The 24,322-nt window shown below is 42.2% G+C and carries 20 protein-coding genes, 2 pseudogenes and 2 riboswitches; of the genes and pseudogenes, 11 read left to right on the forward strand and 11 right to left on the reverse strand.

Translation table 11 applies throughout. The features are described from left to right. The 3 genes from glyQ to VB693_RS21985 all read left to right on the forward strand — a co-directional run. Positions 1–757 (forward strand): glycine--tRNA ligase subunit alpha (glyQ, locus tag VB693_RS21975; RefSeq protein WP_323268118.1); only part of this gene is annotated, 757 nt, incomplete at its 5' end. Positions 758–940: 183 nt separating this feature from the next. Continuing rightward, complete coding sequence (locus tag VB693_RS21980) at positions 941–1,426, forward strand: DUF4079 domain-containing protein (RefSeq protein WP_323268119.1); 486 nt, start codon at positions 941–943, stop codon at positions 1,424–1,426. Positions 1,427–1,625: 199 nt separating this feature from the next. Beyond that, positions 1,626–3,998 carry a ComEC/Rec2 family competence protein gene (locus VB693_RS21985; RefSeq protein WP_323268120.1) on the forward strand — a complete coding sequence of 791 codons (2,373 nt, stop codon included), beginning with the start codon at positions 1,626–1,628 and terminating at the stop codon, positions 3,996–3,998. Between the two features lie 141 nt (positions 3,999–4,139). On the opposite strand, the gene VB693_RS21990 is transcribed toward VB693_RS21985, so the two are convergent. Further along, the gene (locus tag VB693_RS21990) at positions 4,140–4,478 is read right to left on the reverse strand and encodes a DUF6464 family protein (protein WP_323268121.1); all 339 of its coding nucleotides are present in this window, start codon (positions 4,476–4,478) and stop codon (positions 4,140–4,142) included. 245 nt (positions 4,479–4,723) lie between these two features. Beyond that, a complete protein-coding gene (locus VB693_RS21995) occupies positions 4,724–4,999 on the reverse strand; it encodes a hypothetical protein (protein WP_190708577.1) in 276 nt (91 codons plus the stop codon). A 366-nt stretch (positions 5,000–5,365) separates the two neighbouring features. Between VB693_RS21995 and VB693_RS22000 the strand changes: the two genes are divergently transcribed. Further along, the gene (locus VB693_RS22000) at positions 5,366–6,247 is read left to right on the forward strand and encodes a hypothetical protein (RefSeq protein ID WP_323268122.1); all 882 of its coding nucleotides are present in this window, start codon (positions 5,366–5,368) and stop codon (positions 6,245–6,247) included. Positions 6,248–6,308: 61 nt separating this feature from the next. On the opposite strand, the gene VB693_RS22005 is transcribed toward VB693_RS22000, so the two are convergent. Together VB693_RS22005 and VB693_RS22010 are read right to left on the reverse strand one after the other, a co-directional pair. Beyond that, on the reverse strand, positions 6,309–9,185 hold the full coding sequence (locus tag VB693_RS22005) for a glycerol-3-phosphate acyltransferase (RefSeq protein ID WP_323268123.1): 2,877 nt from the start codon (positions 9,183–9,185) through the stop codon (positions 6,309–6,311). 155 nt (positions 9,186–9,340) lie between these two features. Continuing rightward, positions 9,341–9,481 carry a hypothetical protein gene (locus tag VB693_RS22010; RefSeq protein ID WP_323268124.1) on the reverse strand — a complete coding sequence of 47 codons (141 nt, stop codon included), beginning with the start codon at positions 9,479–9,481 and terminating at the stop codon, positions 9,341–9,343. Between the two features lie 247 nt (positions 9,482–9,728). Here VB693_RS22010 and VB693_RS22015 point away from each other — a divergent pair, with 247 nt between their 5' ends. The 5 genes from VB693_RS22015 to VB693_RS22035 all read left to right on the forward strand — a co-directional run bounded on the left by VB693_RS22015 (position 9,729) and on the right by VB693_RS22035 (position 14,171). After that, positions 9,729–11,456: a VWD domain-containing protein gene (locus VB693_RS22015; protein ID WP_323268125.1), complete on the forward strand. Its 1,728-nt coding sequence runs from the start codon at positions 9,729–9,731 to the stop codon at positions 11,454–11,456. Between the two features lie 44 nt (positions 11,457–11,500). Further along, the gene (locus VB693_RS22020; protein ID WP_323268126.1) at positions 11,501–11,725 is read left to right on the forward strand and encodes a CopG family transcriptional regulator; all 225 of its coding nucleotides are present in this window, start codon (positions 11,501–11,503) and stop codon (positions 11,723–11,725) included. Further along, complete coding sequence (locus tag VB693_RS22025) at positions 11,712–12,056, forward strand: type II toxin-antitoxin system PemK/MazF family toxin (protein ID WP_323268127.1); 345 nt, start codon at positions 11,712–11,714, stop codon at positions 12,054–12,056. The genes VB693_RS22020 and VB693_RS22025 overlap by 14 nt, the downstream gene beginning before the upstream one ends. 82 nt (positions 12,057–12,138) lie before the next feature. Continuing rightward, positions 12,139–13,059 (forward strand): SGNH/GDSL hydrolase family protein, encoded by a 921-nt coding sequence (locus tag VB693_RS22030; RefSeq protein WP_323268128.1) that lies wholly within the window; start codon positions 12,139–12,141, stop codon positions 13,057–13,059. A gap of 134 nt (positions 13,060–13,193) precedes the next feature. Then, positions 13,194–14,171, forward strand: coding sequence for a carbohydrate kinase (locus VB693_RS22035; protein WP_323268129.1), 978 nt, complete (start codon positions 13,194–13,196; stop codon positions 14,169–14,171). 63 nt (positions 14,172–14,234) lie between these two features. Here the strand turns inward: VB693_RS22035 and VB693_RS22040 are convergent, their stop codons facing one another. From VB693_RS22040 to ntrB, 4 genes are all read right to left on the reverse strand, one after another. Next, positions 14,235–14,879 carry a universal stress protein gene (locus VB693_RS22040; protein ID WP_323268158.1) on the reverse strand — a complete coding sequence of 215 codons (645 nt, stop codon included), beginning with the start codon at positions 14,877–14,879 and terminating at the stop codon, positions 14,235–14,237. A 135-nt stretch (positions 14,880–15,014) separates the two neighbouring features. After that, positions 15,015–15,188: riboswitch (cyclic di-AMP (ydaO/yuaA leader) on the reverse strand. 32 nt (positions 15,189–15,220) lie between these two features. Further along, positions 15,221–16,057: an ABC transporter ATP-binding protein gene (locus tag VB693_RS22045; RefSeq protein WP_323268130.1), complete on the reverse strand. Its 837-nt coding sequence runs from the start codon at positions 16,055–16,057 to the stop codon at positions 15,221–15,223. Between the two features lie 122 nt (positions 16,058–16,179). Further along, a complete protein-coding gene (locus VB693_RS22050; protein WP_323268131.1) occupies positions 16,180–17,622 on the reverse strand; it encodes an ABC transporter substrate-binding protein in 1,443 nt (480 codons plus the stop codon). Positions 17,623–17,737: 115 nt separating this feature from the next. Then, entirely contained in the window at positions 17,738–18,589 is an 852-nt protein-coding gene (gene ntrB, locus VB693_RS22055) for a nitrate ABC transporter permease (RefSeq protein ID WP_323268132.1), read from the reverse strand. A 97-nt stretch (positions 18,590–18,686) separates the two neighbouring features. After that, positions 18,687–18,905, reverse strand: a riboswitch (cyclic di-AMP (ydaO/yuaA leader). A gap of 363 nt (positions 18,906–19,268) precedes the next feature. Between ntrB and VB693_RS22060 the strand changes: the two genes are divergently transcribed. Continuing rightward, a complete protein-coding gene (locus VB693_RS22060; protein ID WP_323268133.1) occupies positions 19,269–20,459 on the forward strand; it encodes a sensor histidine kinase in 1,191 nt (396 codons plus the stop codon). 35 nt (positions 20,460–20,494) lie between these two features. Here VB693_RS22060 and VB693_RS29080 read toward each other — a convergent pair. From VB693_RS29080 to VB693_RS22070, 3 genes and pseudogenes are all read right to left on the reverse strand, one after another. After that, positions 20,495–20,661: pseudogene (locus VB693_RS29080) on the reverse strand (element excision factor XisH family protein); the annotation flags it as partial. Positions 20,662–20,673: 12 nt separating this feature from the next. Next, positions 20,674–21,360 carry a ribonuclease III gene (rnc, locus tag VB693_RS22065; protein WP_323268159.1) on the reverse strand — a complete coding sequence of 229 codons (687 nt, stop codon included), beginning with the start codon at positions 21,358–21,360 and terminating at the stop codon, positions 20,674–20,676. Between the two features lie 162 nt (positions 21,361–21,522). Then, a pseudogene (locus VB693_RS22070) lies at positions 21,523–21,948 on the reverse strand (Uma2 family endonuclease); the annotation flags it as partial. Positions 21,949–22,139: 191 nt separating this feature from the next. On the opposite strand from VB693_RS22070, the gene bchD reads away from it, so the two are divergent. Then, positions 22,140–24,203: a magnesium chelatase ATPase subunit D gene (gene bchD, locus VB693_RS22075; protein ID WP_323268134.1), complete on the forward strand. Its 2,064-nt coding sequence runs from the start codon at positions 22,140–22,142 to the stop codon at positions 24,201–24,203. Positions 24,204–24,322: the final 119 nt, after the last annotated feature.

Here is a 24,322-nt window from a genome sequence, read left to right on the forward strand (position 1 = left end):
ACCAGAACCTTGGTCTGTTGCTTATGTCGAACCTTGTCGCCGTCCTACAGATGGACGCTATGGAGAGAACCCGAATCGTTTTCAGCATTATTATCAGTACCAAGTTTTGATTAAGCCCTCACCAGATAATATTCAGGAGATTTATCTTGATTCTTTGCGGGCGTTAGGAATTCGACCAGAAGACCACGATATTCGGTTTGTTGAAGATAATTGGGAAGATGCAACGGTGGGTGCTTGGGGTACTGGTTGGGAAGTCTGGTTAGATGGGATGGAAATTACTCAATTTACCTACTTCCAGCAGTGTGGGGGTATTGATTGCCGTCCAGTGTCAATTGAGATTACATATGGTTTAGAGCGATTGGGGATGTATCTCCAGGAAGTAGAGGCGATTACTAAAATTCATTGGACTGACAACATTAATTATGGTGATGTTCACCTTCAAGGAGAAATTGAGCAGTGTACCTATAACTTTGAAGCGTCTAATCCTGAGTTGCTCCTGACTTTGTTTAATTTGTATGAGCAGGAAGCTACCCAGTTAACGGAAAAAGGATTGGTGTTACCGAGCTTGGATTACGTGATGAAGTGTTCGCACACTTTCAACTTGCTCGATGCTAGAGGAGTGATATCGGTGACGGAGAGAACGCGGTATATTGCGAGAATTCGTCATTTGGCACGAAAAGTAGCTCATTTATATGTTGAGCAAAGGGAGAAGTTGGGCTTCCCGTTGCTAAAAAATGCCCCTGTTGCTCATAACTAGTGATCTGTCAAATCCCACCATTTTGACGGTTAGAGAGACGTGATAAATCGCGTCTCCACAAATCAATAATTAATGTTTGATCTACTACTGCTTAATATTTCTTAAAACTTGGTAAAATTCCATAACCCTCTTTGTTTTAAAGAGGGTTATGTGTAATTTATCTAGAAATATGGTGCGTGAGAGATGGTGAATTGGAGTGAAGTTCTAGAACCGATCGCAGATGGGTTTCGTTCTCTAGGAGTACCCGAACCGATTGTACATTGGGGACATCCGTTGATGATGGCGATCGTGATTTTTGTTGTAGGTAGTTTCGTAGGTGTGGCAGGTTGGAGAGGTAAGCTGCTGGAGGATAAAGATAAAGATGCTGCGCTGAAAAGTCGGATTGCCCATCGTCAATTAGCACCGTGGTTGTTTTTATTCCTGGCGGGTGGTTATATTGGTGGGGTTTTGTCTTTAGTTATGCAGCACAAACCACTGTTTGAAAGTTCACACTTTTGGACTGGTTCGCTGGTACTATTACTTTTACTGATTAACGGTGTGATTTCTTTAAGTGGATTTCTAGGTAACAAAAAGGTGTTACGTGCTGTTCACGCGTATTTGGGTAGTGTGGCACTCGGTGTTTTGCTGCTCCATGCTGTCCTAGGATTTAACTTAGGTATCTCTCTTTGATTCTATGAATGCGACTGTAAAATAAAATGCCGTCATATTGTTAAGTATTTTTATCAAGCCCGCTTGTGCGGGCTTTGTTCGTATAAACGGAATGAACTATACTTCACCAAAAGCATGAAAGGTTTTCTAGACAAATCAAACTAGCTATTTTTAAGTTGGCTGTAAATTCTGTTTATTGGGTGATTGGATAAGAAGTTTTATGATTCAGACTAGTGGTGTAATTATTTGTCTTGCCTATATTCTGGGATTATTATTCACAGCAGTTCCTGGGGGTGGAGTATGGATTTTGCCTTTAGGGATATTAAGTGCAGTGCTGTCTAGAAAGGGTTACACCAAACCACCGATAGTTTCGCAGACATCAGAAATTGCCCAAACCCAAAGTAGAGTCAAAGTAACACCTCATATTTGGAAGAGTAATACTCAGCCGCGAGTATGGTTAATAGCGGGGTTTGTGGGGATGTTGGCAAGTTTCTATTTGCAGTGGCGAGTACCAGAACCAGCAGTAAATGATATTAGTCAATTCGTCCCACCAACGAATAGCAATAATCAAGAACAACTAGTAATTGTTCGTGGTGAAATCACTAGTAGTCCTCGCGTTACCCGGAGTCAAAGGGGGCAATTTTTGCTAGATGTTTCTCAAGTAGATCAAGTCAAAAATCAAGTTAAAAACAAAAAAAGCGAGGAAAAAACTCAAAAAGGGGCAACAGGTCAGTTGTATGTCACAGTACCTTTACTTCAGGTTACAGGGTTACATTCTGGGCAACAAATTGAAGTGACTGGGGTTTTGTACAGGCCGAAGGCTGCATCTAATCCAGGTGCTTTTGATTTTCAGAAATTTTTGAAGCAAGAAGGAATATTTGCTGGTTTAATGGGGCGACAAATCAATATTTTGGATGAAGATCGGCAATGGGGATGGTGGCAAATTCGAGATAGGATTGTGCGATCGCAAGTTCGGTGGTTGGATGTTCCAGAGGGGCCACTTGTGAGTGCGATGGTTTTAGGTAGTAAAGCCGTTGATTTGCCTTATGATATCCGTGATTTATTTGTTAAAGCCGGACTAGCTCATGCTTTGGCAGCTTCAGGGTTTCAAACTTCTTTAATTTTGAGTGTCATATTGCAGTTAACAAAGCGGGCAAAAAAAGCCACGCAAGTCACCCTGAGTTCACTGGCATTAATTAGTTTCTTGTGTTTAACAGGTGTGCAACCGTCGGTACTAAGAGCCGTGATTATGGGTTTTGCGGCATTAGTGGGGTTATTATTAAATAGGAAGATCAAGCAGTTAGGTTCACTGCTATTAGCTGCAACTCTTTTATTAGTATTTAATCCCTTATGGATTTGGGATTTAGGTTTTCAGTTGAGTTTTTTGGCAACCCTGGGATTGGTTGTCACAGTACCTGCTATTATTAGCCGCTTGGATTGGTTACCATCGGCGATCGCTGCTTTAATTTCTGTGCCTCTAGCTGCTACCATTTGGACTTTACCTGTGCAACTGTTTGTGTTTGGAGTTGTACCTGCCTACAGTTTGCTTCTCAATATTATTACAACACCGTTGATTTCTATTCTGAGTATTGGTGGGATTATTAGCGCGATCGCAGGTTTAATGTTTCCAGAAGCTGGTAGTGTGTTGGCTAGCTTATTGCATTACCCTACTTTATGGCTGATTAAATTAGTGGAATTTTTTAGCCAATTGCCAGGAAATTCCTTGGCTGTGGGTAGTATATCGATTTGGCAGTTATTGACTATATATATAGTAATATTGTTGGTTTGGTTAGTTCGTTGGTGGCAGCAACGGTGGTGGTTTGCCAGCTTAATCACTTTTGGTCTAGTTATCTTGCCGGCTTGGCATTCAGCCAGCACTTTAATGAGGATAACTTTGCTAGAAGCTAAGGCAGAACCAGTTTTAGTAATTCAAGATAAAGGTAAAGTTACCGTAATTAATAGTGGTGATGAGGGTACAGGCCGGTTCACGCTTCTACCATTTTTAAAACAACAAGGCGTGAATAGGATAGATTGGGCGATTTCTACTGATTTTCAAGGTAATGATAATGATGCTTGGCTAGAAGTCTTACAACAATTACCAATTAAAAATTTTTATACCTATGCCATAAAAGAAGAAAATACCATAACTCATCAAGCAATTCAACAAGAATTACAAAAACAAAAGGGAATTTATCAACTTCTACCTGTGGGACAAACTATCAATACTGGTTCGCTAATTGCACAATTAATTAATGAACAACCTCTTTTACAATTACAAATTCTAGGTCAAAGTTGGTTATTAGTAGGGGATGTTAAATCTCAAGAGGTGCAAAGAATTATGAAAGCTGGCGGCTGGCCGAATCCCCAAGTGTTGTGGTGTAAGTCTGAGTCTTTGAAAGATTTAGTTACAGTCTTGAAACCACAAGTAGCGATCGCCTCTGCTGGCAATATTGACTCTAATATCTTAGCTGAACTGAATAAAACCTCAACTAGAATCTTCTTGACAGCGCAAGATGGTGCTATTCAATGGACACCCAAGGGGGAATTTGAGTCATTTATTCAGGTAGAAGAAAATAAATCTTCTGCTATATAGTCAATAAGACTCGCCCGTTTAATTTGTTGTGTAAGAGGCTGATTTGAGGGAAGCATCCGGTTTTGGTAGATCGTCCTGCGCTCAGGCGCACGCTACGCAAACAGACTATAAGTTGGGGCTATACAAACTAATTAAGTCTTATTACTTACTAGCTGATTCTCTGGATTCATAATATCGGCAGCTTTGACAGGGGCCGTTGGGGTTGATGGCACAACGAAGATAACCGGAACGGGCATTAAATTTGCAGCTGATATCACCAATTAAAAAACCTACTCCTTCTAGGTAATAGCGATCACCTACGGCGGGCGGAGCATCGTCGCCTTCTACTGATCTGAGATTTTGCTGTATCCTGTCTCTGGAAGCGTTAATGGCCGCTTGTCGCAACTGTGAACGTATCCGCCACTGAGTTCTACGGATCACCCATAGGGAAAACAGGGAGGGAAGCAACCCAATGGTAATTAGCAAAAGTGTCTTGAACACCTTGTCTCAACCCCTTTTATTAGGGACTCCCAAATAAAAAATATCCCTAGTTGTCTGGTGGGATGGGTGGGGACACCCATCCCCGATTTCGGGCGCACCTTACAAGAAGGATAAATTATTTCCAGGAAATCCCATATGTTGAGTGATCGCCCTGCTTCCTACAGCCTTTTGTTTCAAAAATATCTAGTACAGCGCGGCGTAAATCAAGATATCTACTTTGGTTGCCAAAAGACAGTCTCAGCAAGTCAAGATTGCCAAGGTGAGGGAATTGGAGTTGTGGAAATGACTTGATTTGCCATCAACTTGATAGCAGTTCTGCCACAACTAGGACAAGGAACATCTAGAGTTTGTGATGATACTCCTTCTACCTCACTTAATAAACCCTGTTTACAGTGCCAACACTCAAAAATGATGCGATGCACTGGCTCGTTGCAGTCCAGTATTTTAACGTGTTGAAAATTCCTGATTTCGTTGTCTTGGTTTCTTGGTTTGTAGGGTTTTTTTATTTCTCTTACTTCCATCATTTTACCTGTCTAACTCACTGATCAATCTGTCCGGTACTTCAGTGATGGGTTGTTACTGAAAATCAGGACTATTACAATAATGCAAAAAACAACAGTAAAAAGAAAGAACACTTTTTGATGTTGTCAGCTTTTTACTCATTTTAGATGGTAGCTTTATTTTCGCCGTGCTATATCAAGGAATCAATATTTTAATATTTATATTTCGCTAACACTAGATCAATTTTATCAGAGTTAATAATTACGTATAATCAATTAAAAAACAAGTATTTGGTAAAACTAAACACCAATTCGGAAATTACCTCTGACGTTGGGTAGATTAATTAATAAAATTCACACATTACACTAAATCTACTGGCTAAATTTATGGCTGACTTAAAAGAAGTATTAAGATTTATTGAGAACATCGAAGCTGAAAACTTTGGTCAATCTGTTTATGAAATAGCGAATAAGCTACGTGGCTATACCAAACCACAATACACAACTAAGCTATGGACTCTAGCGACGGGGTATAACCAAAAATATATTCAGGGAGAATTCCAAGGAAAACTTAATCAGGAATTAGTATTAAGTGGTAAGCAGACTGATTTTGGTCACTTCATCGCTTCCCTGTCAGATCAAATAAATCAACAGGGAATACGTAAATCTGATTTAACGAGTTGGACAGGTGATCATACTTCATGGGCAGGGGATATTGGTTCGGCTATTGTATTTTATCGCTCCCAACCGGAACGGACGGCTAAAATTACCCTCGATGAAGCACTCCAAAGACTAGCAAGTGACAATGATTACACGGCAAATATTGCAGCTTATGTCATTGGGAATAAGTTGAATTGCGATCGCAAAGCTATCATTTCCCAGACAATTGTGCAATATGATACTACGGAATACGCAGGGCATATCAAAACATTTCTCTCCAAACGTCTTGGGGCAAACATTTTAGGTAATACACTTGAGAATCCCGACATAGTAGAAGCTGAAATTCGCCGTACTCTATCTACATATATTAAGTTGTCTGGTAGAGCATCTAATGTCTATAAATCTGTGAAAAATCTAGTCAAGTTACAGCCACAATTAGGATTAGAAAACAACAATGTACCAAATGCCAGTGATTTGCTGACTGGTTCTCTACATTTTTTATCTCACTTAGTTAAATTTAGCGGCTTAGATAGTCTGCATTTTCAGCCATACCAAATTCCAGGAATTTCTTGGTTGGGGAAGGTGGATTATTTTGTTAGTAGTCATTAGTCATTGGGAATTGGGGAGTATTTTCCCCCTATCACCTGTCACCCGTCTCCTGTCCCTTCATTCAATCTGGTCTTAAATCGTTTGATAGTTCCACAGTACCCCTAGAGCCATCAATTCTTACCCGTTGCTCATCCTGTAAAATCCAGGTAGCACCTTTGACATCCATGACTGCGGGAATTCCGTACTCACGAGCAACGATCGCACCGTGGGAAAGTCTGCCCCCTGCTTCGGCAATCAATCCTCCAGCCCTGACTAATAAAGGGGCCCAACCGGAATCTGTATAAGGTACGACTAAAATAGTGTCTTTGTCTATCTCTGGTAGGTTTTGTAAATTCCGCACTACCTTAATTCGCCCTTCGGCTTGCCCGTGGCTGGCGGGAATGCCTTGTAAGATTTGGTCAGAATAAACACCGACGGCGGTTGTAGGATGGGGAGGTATATTACCGTAGACGACGAGGGGGATTTGCTCAATTTGGCTATCTTGGTGGAATTGCGATCGCCTAAATTGGATCATTTGGTTTAAGTGTTGCAGCAATTCGGTGTTAGCATCCACTACTAATAACCGCACTTCCTCTAGTTCCAAAAAGAAAATATCCCCTGGTTGTTTTAGCCAACCAGACTGTAACCAAATCTGCTCTAAAGCTAAGAATTTCCAGCGTAATACTGCCAATAACCGCGAATAAACCTCGGTAACGCGCCCTTTAATATCTATTCGTTTCTGAACTATGCCGCGTTTGCGTTTACTTGGTTCTAAAACCGCTTTTTCTGGTTCACTCAACTGAATCAATTGCACAAACAACTGTCTGATGGGTTGGGGTTCTTCCTTCCAAGTGGGAACGGCGATATTAGTACCGACATCACTTAAATAGCCGTAGTCTTCGAGTAGTTCATCTAATTCATAGAGAATCTTTTCTCCCTCTGGGGTTTGCTTCAACTGATCAAATACTTGCTCTGGTTCGCATTCCGCTAATATTTGTTTAGCATCGGCGGCTAAGGTTCTCAAGGAACGTAAGGCGGCTACTTCTGGGGTGACACTGTTATCGATTTGCTCATCTTTCACCCGAAAAATGCCCTGTCTGATGGCGGCACTTAAGGGAGCTAAAATGCTGTAGTAAGTGCCAATACGGAGTAATTCTAGGTTAAAATCTATCCTTTCTAATAGTTCAGCCGGTTCTAATTCTTCTGTGCTTTCATTAGCTAATCTTGACAAACCGGGAATAAATACCTTTTGATAGTCCCGCTTAAAATCTTTTTCTAAATTTAGTTCTTGCTGGAGTAATTTCATTAACCCTGGCAGATTCTTAAAGGTAGACTGCAAGGGCGGTTTAGTCATTTTTGCGCCCCTAGTTAAAAACTCTAGACTTTCTGGTGGTAATCCCATCCTTAAGAAAATCTCTCCTAGGAGGGAGGCATTAAAATAAGCTCTAGAGTAATGCAGAGTTGCAGTTTCAGTAAAATCTAATCCCGTAGCGCGATCGCCTAAGACTAAACTAAAAATATCTCCCCAAACTCCACAAGTTAAAGGACGATTAATCGACCAAGTCAGGGGATGAACTACCCCAGGAATTACTTCAGCCGCGATTTTGCGCGTCCAGATGGGGAGTAGGGTAGTAATAGGTCTAGCTTGCAGCAACCACAGGCTTTGACCGTCGTAACTCCATTCAATATCTTGGGGTACGCCTAGGTAACGTTTTTCAATGCGCCGGGCTAGGTATGCTACTTGCTTGATAATGGCTTGGGGAACTCGTCCTGTCCCCTCCAACTGCACAGATGAAAGATTGTCTGCTTCCACCACAAACGCCCGATATTGTTCTGGTGTGACTTTCCCAGAAACGACTTGTGTGGGGCTACCTGGTAAGGCTTCAATTACCACTGCATCGCCTTGCTGGGTGATGGGATCACGACTAAAAGCGACTCCCGAATATGCGCTTTGGACTTGCTGTTGAATCAGTACCGCCATCGCTGAGTCTGGTAAACCGCGATCGCGCCGATACTGCACCGCAGCTGGATAATCATAAGAATCCCTAACAATCGTAATAGCTTGCTGCAATTGTTCTTTACTGGTAACGTGCAACAATGTTTGATATTGTCCAGCCGCCGAAGCTTGTTCTGAATCTTCCCCAATGGCGGAAGAACGCACCACTAAGGGAGATAAATCGGAAGGTTGGAGAAAATTTAATAATTTTTCGGGATCATCACCAGGAACGAGTACCCAGCCTTTCGGGACTGAGTAACCCCAACGTTTAATTTGCGAGAGGGTAGAGGCTTTTTGTCCGACTAAGGCAGTATCTAACTCATCATCTAAAGAGAGAATAACGCGATCGCCACGCAAATATTCAAAGACTGCCTGAGATTGAGCATCTCCCTCTTGTAACGGTAGGTTTAAATCATCAGGGATTTTTTTGTAAATCCATCCTAATAATGCAGCTAAGGCTACAGCCGCCAGAATTTTCGGGAAATCTTCGGCATGGAGAATTACCATAAACAAGGGAAACACAACTAAGACTCCATACTTCACGAAAATTCTCGACTGCAACAGGGTAAAGCTAATAATCGCCAGTAACCCGATAAATATCGATAACAGGGGATCATGTACCAGCAATCCCCAAACAACGTTGGTTGTCCCTGCGCCTCGCCCTATCGAGTATCTACCAAAGACTAAGGTAATTAACGCCAGGAGTTCCCAAACTGATCCCTCTGGGAAAAAAGCACGGGCTAGAAAAACAGCACCTATACCTTTAAGGGCTTCTGACAGAACAGCCAAAACCCCTGCTATAGTCCCACCATGATAAAAAGCGGCGGAGACACTGATATTTTTCGTACCAATTTGTGCTAGTTGTCTCCCCTTCAGTGCGTAAGTAATCCAAGCGATTACAGGTAACGCACCCAAGAACGGACAGACAATTAAAATAGTTAAAGCACCCCAAAGTTCTCTCATTATGGATTTTGGATTTTAGATTTATCTTCCACCTAAAATCTCAAATCTAAACGTCTAAAGTTTTTCCGCAAGTTTTTGATAATTTTTAGGGCGCACAAGAAATCTAGTTGACGGACACGCGGCTATAACCGGTGTCCTTTTTCGCTGCTATTTGCTCAATTAAGAGCGTAGGCAGACTGTAACGCCCAAATAATCAAGACAGCAATTGATCCCAATAGTAACACAGTAGAGATTGTGACTAGTTTGGGGGCATCTGCCCCTTCAAATTTCATAATTCCTCTATTTAAGTCGGACATAGCTTTGTATTACTCCCTTTGTTACGGTGCTAATTTGTCCGCTTTAATCTTAGTCTTTCTCAACCCAGATGGGACGATTTTACAGATAATATTTTGTTTAAGCTTTGCAACGTTTTCCACATTAATTTTACGGTTTGTGATTAAAAATAGTGTTTAATTTTATACTAAAAATCTTCAATCAGGCATAAAAGAAGTGTTCCCGTCCTAAATAACAGATATCCATCTTTACTAATCGGAGATCAGCTTCATGTCAACAATTTGCGCTCTCCTCACCCTGTGTAGGCGATTTCTGGGAAGGGTGAGATTCTCCTTGATTCTGTTCCTAGTTACTGTACTCTTATTGGTCAACTTGTCTACTGTTGCCCAAGCTGAATTAAGTGGACGTTGTAAGACTAATCACCCAGAGTTTCCTAGCATTCTCAACATTGCTACGAGCAAAGTCGTGCAAGAGGCGATGGATTTAGACTGGAAAGCTGGACTGAGCGATCAACTTGAACGAGGACGATGGATTCTGTGGAACAAAGAAACAGGAGAATTTTCTGTTTCTGCGGTGAAAGTTGGAGATCCCACAACGGGTAACAGGGAGGTTGATATTGGCTCTATACCACGGGATACTAGTAATATTTTTACAGTCGGGATGTACCACACACATCCACCCAACCCTCAATACAAAGACGTTGGGCCTAGTGCAGATGATAAAGGCAAAGCAAGCGGACTGAAAATTCCCAGTTTGGTGCGTGACAGTAACCCTGATACCCCAGATCCCAATGATTATCAGAATTATTTAGTGGGGCCAGCACAGGCTTGTGAAGATGCTGAAAATCCAACCAGTTCTGTTAAGCTGCCTAATGAGTTTTTTCAGCCTTCTAATCAAGGTTCTGGTAACAGCACTAACAACGGTACTAACGGTACTAACGGCACTAACGGCAATGGGACTGATAATAATGGTAATAACTCATCAGGTAACACTTCTAATCCAGCCACTAGCGGTTCTAAAGGTACGGGTAGCAGCTACGGTGATCCCCACATCATTACTTTAGATGGTTTCCGTTATAGTTTCCAGACAGTTGGTGAGTTTCTCCTAGAACAATCTGCTGATGGGAAATTTATCGTTCAAACTCGCCAAGAAAAAGTCCCCAAACAAGAACTGAGTTTAAATACGGCTGTGGCTGTGAAAGTGGGAAGCGATCGCATCGGTTATTATGCTCCCAGTTCAGATAAATCTGAGAAAGCTACTCTACGGGTAAATGGCGAAGTTATTACCCTCAAAGATGAGACAGTGAAATTACCTGATGGTGGTTTCCTGCAAAAACAAAGCACGGAATACACCATTGAAAGTCCTCGCGGAGAACAGGTGATCATTCGTCCGATTAAGGTTGCAAACTTGCCATTTGTCAATGTGACTGTGACAGTTCCCAGCAACTATCAAGGCAAAATGACAGGTTTGTTAGGAGATTTTGATCGTAACGCCAATAATGACTTGAAAACACGTACTGGCAAGCTAATACCTAGTCGATCTAACTATAGCAATGTCCGACTGGCATTGAGTAATTTCCTCCCGATACCCATTCCGCTAGATGAGTTTGAAAAAAGCTACTTTGACAAACTTTACCGCGATTTCGGTGATAGTTGGCGGATTAAGCAAGAAGACTCACTATTTAATTATGAATCAGGAAAATCAACGGCGACATTTACAGACCGTAATTTTCCCAAACGCTATCATAATATTGCTTCCCTGATGCCCAACCAAATCAGCCAAGCAGAAAATGTCTGCCGTAAAGCAGGGGTAGATGATTTCATGCTGGAAGGTTGCATTCTCGATGTCGGGTTTACAGGGGAAAGTGGCTTTGCTAAAAATATGGTGAATGTATTAACTAATACTGTAGTGGATCGGGCTGTGAATCGCGCCTTAGATGAAGTGCGATCGCGGGTGAAAGTTCCAACTCCATTCCGCATCCCTGGCTTTCCCTTCTAGAGTACCATTAAGTAAGAAGATGCTTCCTACTACTTGGTAAGACTATGCAAGTTGAAAAGCTATCAATTTCCTTACCAGCTTCCCTAGTGCAATTTATTGAAGGTTACAAAGTAGCCCATGAATGTAAATCTCGCTCCCAAGTCATTGAAAAAGCATTGCAATTGTTGCGAACACAGGAACTAGAACAGGCTTACAGAGAAGTATCTGCTGAAGTTGACAATGATTGGGAAATCACGATTACAGATGGATTAACCGATGAAGCGTGGTGATATTTATTACGCTAACCTCAGTCCATCTGTAGGTTCTGAGATGGCTAAACGCCGTCCAGTGCTGATAGTTAGCAATGATGCCAATAATCGTGCAGCTAGCACGGTAACAATTTTACCGCTTACATCCAATGTCAGCCGTGTTTACCCCTTCGAGGTTTTACTGAATCCAGAGGATAGTGGTTTACCATTAGCGTCCAAAGTACAGGCGCAGCAGATACGAACAATTTCTCAGCAAAGGATTGTGTCAGAGGTGGTAAATAGTTTAAGTGAAGACTTGATGCAATTAGTAGATGCGGCTCTCAAACTACATTTAGGGTTGGAGAGAAGTTAACAAACTACAGTAAAATCTCTGCTAAACATTAGGGACTTTCAGAAAATAAGTTCTTAGGCTGGGAAAAGGAGGGTGTTTGTAGGTGAAATTATTATTGGTAATTTTTGGGGTGGTGGTGGTAGCTTTAGTGTTGGGGGAAATCGGATTGCGATCGCTATTTGGTTTTGGTAATCCCCTGACTTATATTGCTGATGATCAAATCGGTTATTTGTTAGCACCCAACCAACGCACGCGCCGCTTTGGTAATCGCATTGAGATTAATGAGTATTCTATGCGGAGTGGGTCTATATCTAAAATACCTACACCCTCGACGCTGCGAATATTAATTTTGGGAGACTCAATAGCTAATGGTGGTTGGTGGACAGATCAGACTAATACTATTTCTAGCTTGATGATGGCTAGTCTGTCTAATCGTCAACCTACCGAGGTGATGAATGCTTCCGCTAACTCTTGGGGGCCAAGGAATGAACTCGCTTATCTCCAGAAATTTGGGACTTTTCAGGCTCAGTTGGTAGTTTTATTAATTAATACCGACGATTTATTTGCTACTGCACCTACATCATTACCAGTGGGACGCGATCGCAATTACCCCAATCAAAAACCAGCCTTAGCATATATAGAAGTATGGCAACGTTACGTGCAGAAACAACAGCCGATTCCCGAAATGAAAGCAGTGCAGAAAGAAACAGGCGATCGCGTGGGTGTTAATCTAGAAGCCATTGCTAAAATTCAAGAATTAACTCGTCAAAACAACAGCAAATTCCTGCTGGTGATGACTCCCTTATTGCGAGAACTAGGTGAAAGTGGCCCCCGTGATTACGAAATTAAAGCCCGTCAACGCCTCAAGGATTTTACGCAAGCACAGCAAATTATCTATATAGATTTTCTGCCTATATTTAACTCTCAAACTAATCCTCAAGCCTTATACCAAGACCATATTCATTTGAACTTACAAGGTAATCAGTTAGTCAGTCAAGAAATCGAGCGATCGCTTCTCAATTGATCCATCTAAGGAACTACCAAAGAATAAAAGTAGAAAATTAGGGGTGAATGAGCCTCAAATGCCAATAAAAAATCAACAAAAATTTAAAATGAGATGAGATGAGATTAACAGTCCCCTTGAAAGACTAAAATGAGATGAGTAATCCTCGTGTTTTGTGCCTCGGTGAAATTCTATTCGATTGTTTAGCTGATCAGTTAGGGCTAAAGCTAGAAGAAGTGCAATCCTGGACTCCTTACCCTGGTGGTGCGCCAGCTAATGTCGCCTGTGCTTTGGTCAAATTGGGAACTCCCGCCGCATTTATTGGCGCAGTAGGGGAAGATGAGCCAGGGAACGAACTTGTCCAGCTATTACAAGAAGTAGGTGTAGATACCAGGGGTGTACAGCGTCATTCTACTGCGCCAACGCGCCAAGTTTATGTGGTGCGGGATCTAGCAGGCGATCGCAGTTTTGCAGGCTTTGGTAAGTATGACACCTCAGAATTTGCCGATACTCACTTGCAAGCCAAACAATTGCCGGAGTCACTGTTTCAAGATGCAGAGTTTCTCGTTTTGGGTACTTTAGAACTAGCCTACCCTGAAAGCGAAAAGGCAATTAATCGCACTCTAGAACTAGCAGAACAGTATGATTTAAAAATTGTGCTAGATGTCAACTGGCGGCCAGTCTTTTGGCAAGATGAAAATATCGCGAGGCAAAAAATTCAAGCCCTATTTAAACGGGTCGATTTTCTCAAACTCTCCAAAGAAGAGGCAGAATGGTTATTTGATACCACAGATCCAGGTGCTATAACTTACCGCTTAGGGTCGATTGAAGGGGTGCTGGTGACAGATGGTGAACATGGTTGTGCCTATTGCTTGGGTGAGAATGAAGGTAAGTTACCTGCTTTTGATGTTGCTGTGACTGATACCACTGGTGCGGGAGATAGCTTTTTGGCAGGATTTATCCACCAACTTAGTAAAAATGGTCTCCATAGCCTCAGTGATGCAGATATCGCTAAAAGCATGATTGCTTATGCTAATGCTGTAGGTGCGCTGACTACCATTAAACCAGGTGCGATCGCCTCTCAACCCACTTCGGCTGAAATCGAATCTTTTCTAGCTAACCATCAGGGATAGGGACTGGGGACTGGGGACTGGGGAGAAATGTTTACTACTGCCCAATTCCCAATTCCCATGCCATTATTCATCTATGCAATTGGGAACACCTACAACAGCACAGTGGAAATTAGAACTAAGCTGTTTAATGAGGGGATGGTAAACAGATTTACATCCCAAAAATAAGATATCAGCAGATTCATTTTCCACCACTGTTCTTAGTTCTGTGCTAACGCCACCGAAGCGCAAATGTGATTTAAAAGAACCTTGCCATTCCTCAGCTAAACTTCTAGCCTGCCAAAGAATTCTATCGGCTTCTTGGAGGGAATCTAGCGTCTTCTGTTGTAGATGTAACGCAATTCCTTGAAGTCTTGGTTGAGTTAATACAGATGTGGTAGATTTGGATACTTCACCAATAGGACATTCTAAATTTGGTAATTTATCGACCAGTCGCAATCTATTAATATTTTGACCATCATGACTGTCTTCTAATACATAAACAGCTTGCACTATGACTTCTTGATTAGTTGCTAACCGTGTTTGATGTGCAATCCAAAAAGCTATATCTAGTGCAGTATGGCTATTAGGAGAAGCATCATAACCAACAATTAAATTAACTGATTTAGCTAGTTGACATTGCTCATAATCAGGTTTTTTGGGTTCTGGCAATAATAAAATTTGTTCGATTAAGTCATCTCGACCCATCGCGCTTTGTAAGCGTGCTAACATTGGCTTAATGTTCACAGCTTTGACTTCTCCTAAATTTAACTAAACAATGAATGAGAAGCAGGGTAGAAACGAATAGCTCAAGGCTTATTCGCTAGGAATCCCCAAGAACAACTGGTATTACAGCCAAGTTTTGGGAGTTCCTTCCATTGCCGACGGAGTTAGCTGACGGGCTAAGACTGGAAGGTGTCTCTCTTATGAGTGCCGAGTGCTAATGTTAAGATTAGTCACACCCTGAAGTTGCTACTCTTTATAAGATACGCCCCATAATTTGGTTTCTCCGCTTCAAATTTAGTTTGACTGAATTTGAATTAGGCCACCCACTACAAAAATAATAGTCTACTTCACTCTTCCTGAGTAAAATATTTATCAAGAAAGTTTAAGGCATGATTACGAAGTTCAAAATATTCTTTTGAGTTGCGTATAGCAGTTCTATCCCGTGGATGGGGAAAGGGAACTTCTAAAATTTCCCCAATTGTAGCTGCTGGCCCATTGGTCATTAAGACGATGCGATCAGACATATAAATAGCCTCATCAACATCGTGAGTAATCATCATTACTGCTTGTCGATTATTTTCCCAAATATCTAATACTTGCTTTTGCAATTTACCTTTAGTTAACGCATCTAATGCGCCAAAAGGTTCATCCATGAGCAACATTTTTGGACATATAGCTAAAGCCCTTGCAATCCCTACTCTTTGTTTCATACCTCCAGAAATTTCATCAGGATACTTCTCTGCTGCCGCCGTTAAGTTTACCATTGCCAAGTGTTTGTTCACAATGCTAATTTTTTCAGGCCGGTTAGCATTTTTTAACACTTCATCCACAGCGAGACGAATATTGTCTCGGACTGTTAACCAAGGCAACAAAGAATAATTCTGAAATATCATCATCCTTTCAGCACCTGGCTGGCGAATTTCTTTACCGTCAAGCCTTACTGAGCCAGAGGTTGCTTTTTCTAAACCCGCTACAATTTTTAACAAAGTTGATTTGCCACAACCAGAATGTCCAATTACAGAAATAAATTCATTTTCACCGATGCTTAGATTAACTTCATTAAGAACTACAAAGTTACTTTTATCTGGTGTCGGATAAGACTTGACTAAATTTTCGATTTGTAAAAAATTTGTGGGAGAGTTAGCTTTTTCATGAGTATCAACTGACAAGGGTGTATATTTCATTTGACATACTCCTAATAATTACAAATTTTTACCTTACTGAGTGCTGAAATAAGAGGAAGAATAACTAGCACTTTTCACCACAGAGTCACAGAGGCACAGAGAGAACTAGGTTTCTAGATGATTTAAGACATGAAGAAATTTGTGGGGGCGTTAGCTCTAATTTCAAAGCTATTTAAATAGCCAATCGGCTCGCTAGGGTCAAAGCTTTTTCTATCTATGAATACTTCTGGCGGTTCAACTTTATAGTCTTCTTTGGGACATTCAATGCCCATTTCACTGGCTATATCTCGATATAAGTCTGTTCTCCAGCCTTGTGCTGCTAGTTTGTCAGCATGTTTGGGAAATTCTTTGATCTGTCCCCAACGAGCTGCTTGAGTCATTAACCAGATACTTCTGGATCTCCATAAAAACGTTGAGTGTTCGCCTGGTTCTTTGGGTAGGTTGTCAGGAATATCATAGAAAATTGTAGTGTCTGCGGCGTTGATGGTGCGGTCTTTGCCATCGAACCCACCATAGTTGTAATTGCCGATAATTCCAGGTGCGGTCAATTTGGTAATTGGTGCATCCTGCTTTTTTGGTCTTGCACCTGTAAAGGAACGGTCTGTCATGAGTTCGGCGACTTCTTGACGATTTTCAGGCTTACTGCAATACTGGCAGGCTTCTATCATGGCTTTGACTAAAGAACGATAGGTTTTGGGATATTTGTCAATGAAAGATTCCATCACCCCTAGTAACCTATCTGGGTGTCCTAACCAGACTTCTTTCCCTTGGGCGAAGGTGAAGCCAATATTTTCATTACCTGTAATGGCTCTGGTGTTCCAGGGTTCTGCTACCATGTAGGCTTGCATTGCCCCTATTCGCACATTTGTTACCATCTGTGGGGGGGACACAATAATGACACGAAACTCTTTGAAGGGATCGACACCAGCCGCCGCCGATATATAGCGGACGAAGTATTCATAAATCGAAGAACTCAAAACTACTGCCCAGACTTTATTTTCTGCTGGTTGTTTTTGAAAGTAACCGCGAAAATCTTTACCGAAGGCTGCTAATGCCCCATCGCCATATTGTTGTTGATATTCGTACCAGGGACGCAAGCCAAAATCCCACATGGCCTTATTCATGGTCATAGCGTTGCCGTGGCTGTGAATGGTCATGGCTGCACATAGGGGGGCTTGACGTGCGCCTTCTGCACCTATGCGGGCGTTGGTGACAGCACCAGAGACTACAGGTGAAGCATCTAGGCGACCAAATATTACACCGTCGCGGGAGGTAGCCCAACTTGCTTCGCGGTTTAGTTGGACGTTTAAACCATACTTGCGAAATAAGCCTTTTTTCCAGGCGATCGCAAATGGCGCACAATCATTAACAGGAACGTATCCGACAATTAGATCCGGTTTTTCTAGATCATCAGATTTGACTAGTGGTTTCATCGCTAAGGCTTCTTCTGCCAAGCCTTTGGCGGATCTGTCTGCTGATACGGCACAGGAGGATAAGGTGATTCCGGCTGTTGTTGCTCCTATGCCTTTTATAAAGTTTCGTCTTGTCCAGTTATAGTTGCTCATGTGGAGTTCAATGGTGTGATTAGCTCACGCAGAGACGCAGTTCGCTGAAAGCGTTCCCGAAGGGTGGCGCAGAGAGAGAGGCTGCGTCTTGAGGTTTTGTTAGAGTGAGATGTTTTTATTTGGAAGTTATGGGGCGATGGGTGGCTAGTTCTTGCAGTTTACTGACGGCAAAATCTAGGATGAGTCCGGTTAAGCCTATGACGAAAACGGCTAGGAAGACTGAACTGAGGTTTAAACGACTCCATTCATCCCAAACAAAGAAGCCTATACCAACACCGCCTGTGAGCATTTCTACTGCAACTATGACTAGCCACGCAATTCCTAAACTGATTCGCAAGCCTGTAAAGATGTAGGGTAAACTGGCAGGCCAAATAATTTTGATAATTCGCCGCCAATGGGGTATTTCTAGGACTTGTGCCACGTCTATATAATCTTTGGGAACGCTAGCAACTCCTAGGGCTGTATTAATAATGGTCGGCCATAGGGAGGTGATGAAAATTACGAAAATGGCTGAAGGCTCTGCTAAGTTGAAGATAGCTAAAGCTATGGGTAGCCAAGCTAAGGGTGATACGGGTTTAAAAATTTGAATGATGGGATTGAATGCTAGCATGGCTGGTCTAGACATCCCAATCAAAAAGCCTAAAGGTATAGCTACTACTGCACCTAATGAAAAACCTATCAGTACCCGTCTTAGGCTAGCTATCAATAACCAACCAATGCCTAAATTACCGGGGCCTCTTTGATAGAATGGGTGAAGTATATAGTCTAAGTTAGCCACGAATGCTTCAGGTGGTGTAGGCATTAACTCATGGTTAATGAGTGCTACAACCCACCACAGCAAGATAATTCCTAAAAAACCCAAAATGGGTAATAGGACTACATCCCTCAAAATTATAGGTTTAGTCTTCTTCCAGACAGCTTGACTGGCAACAGCTGCGATCGCTGCTAAATTTAATTGTAATATCATTCAGGCAACCCCAACAGAGTTAAGTGCAGGTACAAAAAACCGAGCAGTACCAGCCACGGACACTGATGAGAGCTAAACATTAAAAAATGCTGTCTCTTCAGTCTCCTCCCAATGCCTACGAAGTTAGCTGACGGGCTAGGGCTGAGAGTTGCCCTTCTTACGAGAATGTCGAGTATGGAGTGTTGAGTTAGGGGTTGAATCACCTTTCTCTTGTAACTCTTAACTCGCTACTCTCTACAAAGATACGCCCCAAAAACTTGGTTCCTCCGCTCCAACATTACATACTGTGATCTGTTGGATTAGGCTGACTTACTCTAATAGATAGTAATCTCCATCAAGATAGCATTATTGATTCCATAAAAACAACTTTAAACTGATAATTTTTTCTTATTGTAATCTCCAGATTAAATTACGTGCCGTTAGGATTTACCTTGGCAAAATATACCCCACGCTGCCTACATAACCATTCCAAAATTGAGAGAAATTCACCAAACCCGAAGCTTAGGGTTTGGGAAGGCTAATTTTTTTTGTCTTACAGGATACGATAAAGCTAATAACTGCTAAATATATGTCACGCGATAGGTGAAACTTGCCAAGAGTTTCGATAAAGGTCACTGTAATCGCTAAACTAATGACATAGATAATTTAGTTCCCCTATTTCCTCGGTGAATTTAAAAACATGGATTTTAGTCAATCGCTGGCTGAAAATACTCACAATATCATCGAAAAATGGATTTTAGCAGTTCGGAATGATCAGCAGATAGAAAGTGCTGATGATTTATCCTACAGAGCAATTAAAAATCATATTCCTGAAGTTTTTCAGGCGATGGTAAAAGTGTTGTCGCCTTCTCAGGAGGGTGATATTAAATCAATAGTGACTGCTAGTTGGGAGCATGGTTTGCTACGTGCTGAACAAGGCTTTGATCCGTCCGAAATTGCCCGCGAGTATCGTCTACTAAGAAAAGTAGTATTTGATGCTATGGAGGCTGATTTATTACAGGCAACACCAACCGAAATTATTCGTTATATGCGTTTAATTGATGCGGTGATTGATGAAGCGATCGCTCGGTGTTTTAATAGTTATATGAAAGAACGCTTGCGTGAATTGGAACATTTACAAGCTTCTCTTACTCTTCATAATCAAGAGTTGACACGTTTAATTAATGTCAATCAAGACAAACTTTCAGAACTAGCGCACGAACTCAAACACCCTTTAACGTCAATTATTGGTTACTCAGATTTATTTTTACGACAACAAAAACGAGAGATTCCGAAAAAAGATAGCAACGTCAACGTAGAACATATTGAACGTGTACTACGCAATGGTAGACACTTACTGCGTTTAATTAATAATGTATTAGAACTTTCACGGTATGAAGCAGGTCAGCTCCAACTCCAATTAGTGTCTATTAATGTAACGGAATTAATTAACAATGTCTGTGAGATGCTAGAGCCTTTAGCGGCGGAGAAGAATTTAAGAATCCTGGTTGACTGCAACAGCATATCTTCAGAGATAATCACAGATGGCTTTCAATTACAACAAGTTGTCACAAATCTGGTTAGTAATGGGATTCGCTACACAGACTCCGGCACTATAAGTATAGTATGTCAGATGCTAGATCATGAGAAGTGGGCGATCGCAGTTTCTGATACTGGTATTGGTATTGCACCAAAAGACCAAACCAAGATATTTGAACCTTATTTTCGCGTCAGTTCTCAAGAACGTCCCCACCTTCCCGAAAGCTCTGGCTTAGGTTTAGCGATAGTGGCGCGGTTAGTCAAACTACTGCAAGGTGAAATTAGCCTAGTTTCTCAACCAGGGGGTGGCTCTACTTTCACAGTGATTTTACCCTTAAAAGTGAAGATTTGAAAAAACTGCAAAAATTATGCGATCGCATATCCTGTTACAGCTATTTTTTTAGTTCCTATTTCTGCGGCTAAGAGTTGTGTTGCGCCTAAATCTACATATCTTTCTAACCCCACTTTAAATGTAGAGGGTTATCCGTAATTATCCAGCCATCTTGAATTAAGGCATTCTTAACAGCATCGTGATAAATATCTCTTGCAGGCATATCAAAGTATATTTATGACAACAAACCTTGTGTTTTTAATTTAGCTAACGCATCTTCAGCCGACAATTTTTCTGCTTCTTTTTTATTACGTCCCGTACCCTCTCCGTACTTTTGATTTTCCACATAAACTTCCGCTTTGAATTCTGGCGCGTGAGACAAACCACCTGTTTGTGTTGTGACATATTTGGGAGGAGTCGGGCCAATATTGCGCTGTACCCATTCTTGAAACCGATTTTTTGAGTCTACATTAGAGCGAGATACCACAATTTGTTCAGGGACAGCATCAAATAATGGTTCTATAATTGCACGCACAGCTTCAATATTAGAGTCGTTATCCAAATAGTAAGCACCAATCACAGCTTCTAATGTACTGCTAAGTAAATTAGGATTTTGATAGCCACCATCTCGAATTGCACCTTTACCTAACCGTATCCTGAAATCTAAGCCTACTTCAATCGCAAACTTAGCCAGTTGTTTCTCATCTACTAATGCTGAACGCCGCCGCGTTAATTCATCTTCTCCCTTTTCTGGATGACGACGATAAAGATATTCACCACTTAAAAAATTCAGCACAGCATCACCGAGAAATTCTAGGCGTTCATTGTGTTCGCCTTCTCCTGGGTTTTCATTGACATAAGAACGGTGGGTAAGTGCTTGGCGTAGCAGTTTCGTATCATGAAATATGAGCAGTTTGTGCATTTTGATGTCGCTGGTGTCGGTAAAATCATGGTTTATTTTCAGCGATTGCCTCATATAAAAAACCTAAAATCTTCTTAATATCCTTAATGTAATATTCGCTTAAATCAATACTTACAACATTATTTTCCAGATAGAGAAACTGCCATATCGTGCCAATAGTCAATCAAATAAATTGAATATCCAATAATCAGAAATACCTGCTTGAGCATAGAGAGGTATTTTGACATCTTGGTCATAAATTAAAGAAGAATCTGCAACCTCGATGACCAGCAACACATCAGCAGGACTAGGGTGAGCAGAGAGATAATTGTCATCTCGATTTTTAACAATGGCAAAATCAGGTTCTGGTTCGCTGCTGGGAGGTAAACTAATTGGAGCTTGAGATTGCAGAGTGGCTCTATTTCCTACTAATTTTGGTAATTCTCGTAGTAAATTGCGTAAGCAAGTTTCATGGGCTTTACCCTTGGATACCATTTGTATAAGTTCCCCGTTAATTAGCTCAATGTGGTCATCCTCGTGGAAAAAGCCCAGTTCCGCGAGTTTGTGGTACTCTTCCACTGTGAAGCGTTTAGCTTGAGCGATACTCATAAATTTTGCTCCCAAGGGCAACACAACGCCCTAATTCCTATAACCCTTATTCTAAATGAGCCAGAAATTGATATGCTAAAAGCCGAGACTAGCTTGAAAGTGCTGAGTAATGAGTGCTGAGTGCTGAGTAAAAATATTAGTTCTCAGTTCGTATTAAAACTGCCTCCTGCCTTTATAATTATTTGCCAACCATGCCTGCGCCTACTATCAACCCTACAATTACCGCTTTTCCCTTGACGGCTGTTGTCGGTCAAGAAGCCATTAAATTAGCCTTGCTGTTAGCAGCAGTCGATCCTGGTTTGGGAGGAGTAGCGATCGCAGGCCGTCGCGGTACGGCAAAATCTGTTATGGCGCGGGCTATCCATGCGCTGTTACCACCGATTGAAGTTGTTCAAGATTCGCTGAGTAACTGCGACCCCAATCACCCAGAAACATGGGATGATTATCTTTTGGCAAAGTACGCCGATAAAGATATTCAGGATGTCCCGACAGCAATTATCCCTGCGCCTTTTATCCAAATTCCCCTCGGTGTAACTGAAGACCGCCTCCTCGGTTCTGTGGATGTGGAACAGTCGGTTAAACAAGGAGACACCATCTTTCAGCCTGGGTTACTCGCCACCGCTAACCGAGGCGTGTTGTATGTGGATGAACTCAATCTGTTAGATGACCAGATATCCAATCAGCTATTAACAGTCCTATCGGAAGGACGTAACCAAATTGAACGGGAAGGAATCAGCTTTCAGCATCCTTGTCAATCCCTGTTTATTGCCACCTATAACCCAGAAGAAGGGGCATTGCGGGAGCATTTATTAGATAGAATTGCGATCGCACTTTCTGCTGACGGTGTTCTCGGTCTAGATCAAAGGGTACACGCAGTTGAGCAAGCGATCGCCTATTCCCAGTCACCCCAAGAATTTCTGCAACAGTACAGCGAAGATTTAGACTCGCTCAAAACTCAAATTCTCCTGGCGCGGGAATGGTTAAAAGATGTCACTATCACCCGCGAACAAATAGCTTACCTAGTAGATGAAGCCCTGCGCGGCGGTGTCCAGGGACATCGGGCGGAATTATTTGCTGTGCGAGTTGCGAAAGCAGCTGCGGCTTTAGATGGGAGGTCAACGGTAAATGCTGACGACTTACGCCGGGCTGTAGAGTTGGTGATTGTCCCACGGGCGACTGTTGTCCAGACACCACCCCCAGACCAAGCACCGCCCCCACCGCCCCCACCACCACAAAGTCAGGACGAATCAGAAGAAGACCAACAAGAGGAAGAAGAAGACCAACCAGAGGAAGAAGAAGACCAACAAGAGGAAGAAGACCAACCAGACGAACCAGAAGACCAAGAACCCCCCAGCATCCCCGAAGAATTTATCTTTGACCCGGAAGGGGTAATACTAGATGAAAGTGTGCTGTACTTTGCTCAAATGGCACAGCGTCAAGGTAAATCTGGAAGTCGCAGCATTATCTTTTCCGATGACCGGGGACGCTATATCAAGCCGATGTTACCTAAAGGTAAAGTCCGCCGGATTGCCGTAGATGCCACTTTGAGGGCGGCTGCACCCTATCAAAAAGCCCGACGGGAGAGACACCCAGACAAGAAGGTTATTGTGGAACAGGGCGACATTCGCGCCAAGCGTTTGGTACGCAAAGCCGGGGCTTTAGTGGTGTTTGTGGTCGATGCTTCGGGTTCTATGGCCTTGAACCGGATGCAGTCAGCCAAAGGAGCAGTTATGCAACTGTTGACAGAAGCCTATCAAAACCGCGACCAAGTAGCATTGATTCCCTTCCGGGGAGAACAAGCAGAGGTCTTATTACCACCAACCCGTTCTATTGCCTTAGCACGCAACCGCTTAGAAAGATTACCGTGTGGTGGCGGTTCACCCCTAGCACATGGGTTAACTCAAGCTGTACGCGTCGGTTTAAATGCGCGCATGAGTGGAGATATTGGGCAAGTGGTAGTTGTGGCAATTACCGACGGACGGGGTAATATTCCTCTGTCCCGTTCTTTAGGCGAACCCCAAGAACCGGGAGAAAAACCAGACATCAAGGGGGAATTGCTAGAAATTGCGGCGAGAGTCCGCGCCTTGGGGATGCAGCTATTAGTTATTGATACTGAGAGTAAATTCGTCTCCACTGGTTTTGCTAAGGAATTAGCCCAAACAGCCGGCGGTAAATATTATCATTTACCGAAAGCTACCGATAAAGCCATTGCCGCCATGACCAAAGGTGCGATCGCTGATTTAAAATCTCGATAAAATCACCCTAGAAGTAGTAGTCTTTTTCTATCCTCAGCAATAAAGAAAAACTTCTCAATCGTTATCTAATTTGGGATGAGGTTCTCACTCTCCCACTTAGTTCCCGATAGGAGGAGTAG

Origin of the sequence: Anabaena sp. UHCC 0399 (genome assembly GCF_034931465.1) — a bacterium.
Taxonomy (GTDB): domain Bacteria; phylum Cyanobacteriota; class Cyanobacteriia; order Cyanobacteriales; family Nostocaceae; genus Trichormus; species Trichormus minutissimus.

What these genes read in the sequence shown, in the direction of transcription:
- VB693_RS21995 (WP_190708577.1), bottom strand. Translation starts at nt 4,999, where the DNA reads ATGGAAGTAAGAGAAATAAAAAAACCCTACAAACCAAGAAACCAAGAC.
- ntrB (WP_323268132.1), bottom strand. Translation starts at nt 18,589, where the DNA reads ATGATATTACAATTAAATTTAGCAGCGATCGCAGCTGTTGCCAGTCAA.
- VB693_RS21985 (WP_323268120.1), top strand. Translation starts at nt 1,626, where the DNA reads ATGATTCAGACTAGTGGTGTAATTATTTGTCTTGCCTATATTCTGGGA.
- VB693_RS22015 (WP_323268125.1), top strand. Translation starts at nt 9,729, where the DNA reads ATGTCAACAATTTGCGCTCTCCTCACCCTGTGTAGGCGATTTCTGGGA.
- bchD (WP_323268134.1), top strand. Translation starts at nt 22,140, where the DNA reads ATGCCTGCGCCTACTATCAACCCTACAATTACCGCTTTTCCCTTGACG.
- VB693_RS22020 (WP_323268126.1), top strand. Translation starts at nt 11,501, where the DNA reads ATGCAAGTTGAAAAGCTATCAATTTCCTTACCAGCTTCCCTAGTGCAA.
- VB693_RS22040 (WP_323268158.1), bottom strand. Translation starts at nt 14,879, where the DNA reads ATGTTAGCACGCTTACAAAGCGCGATGGGTCGAGATGACTTAATCGAA.
- rnc (WP_323268159.1), bottom strand. Translation starts at nt 21,360, where the DNA reads ATGCACAAACTGCTCATATTTCATGATACGAAACTGCTACGCCAAGCA.
- VB693_RS22025 (WP_323268127.1), top strand. Translation starts at nt 11,712, where the DNA reads ATGAAGCGTGGTGATATTTATTACGCTAACCTCAGTCCATCTGTAGGT.
- VB693_RS22000 (WP_323268122.1), top strand. Translation starts at nt 5,366, where the DNA reads ATGGCTGACTTAAAAGAAGTATTAAGATTTATTGAGAACATCGAAGCT.
- VB693_RS22045 (WP_323268130.1), bottom strand. Translation starts at nt 16,057, where the DNA reads ATGAAATATACACCCTTGTCAGTTGATACTCATGAAAAAGCTAACTCT.
- VB693_RS22035 (WP_323268129.1), top strand. Translation starts at nt 13,194, where the DNA reads ATGAGTAATCCTCGTGTTTTGTGCCTCGGTGAAATTCTATTCGATTGT.
- VB693_RS21980 (WP_323268119.1), top strand. Translation starts at nt 941, where the DNA reads ATGGTGAATTGGAGTGAAGTTCTAGAACCGATCGCAGATGGGTTTCGT.
- VB693_RS22050 (WP_323268131.1), bottom strand. Translation starts at nt 17,622, where the DNA reads ATGAGCAACTATAACTGGACAAGACGAAACTTTATAAAAGGCATAGGA.
- VB693_RS22060 (WP_323268133.1), top strand. Translation starts at nt 19,269, where the DNA reads ATGGATTTTAGTCAATCGCTGGCTGAAAATACTCACAATATCATCGAA.
- VB693_RS22010 (WP_323268124.1), bottom strand. Translation starts at nt 9,481, where the DNA reads ATGTCCGACTTAAATAGAGGAATTATGAAATTTGAAGGGGCAGATGCC.
- VB693_RS22005 (WP_323268123.1), bottom strand. Translation starts at nt 9,185, where the DNA reads ATGAGAGAACTTTGGGGTGCTTTAACTATTTTAATTGTCTGTCCGTTC.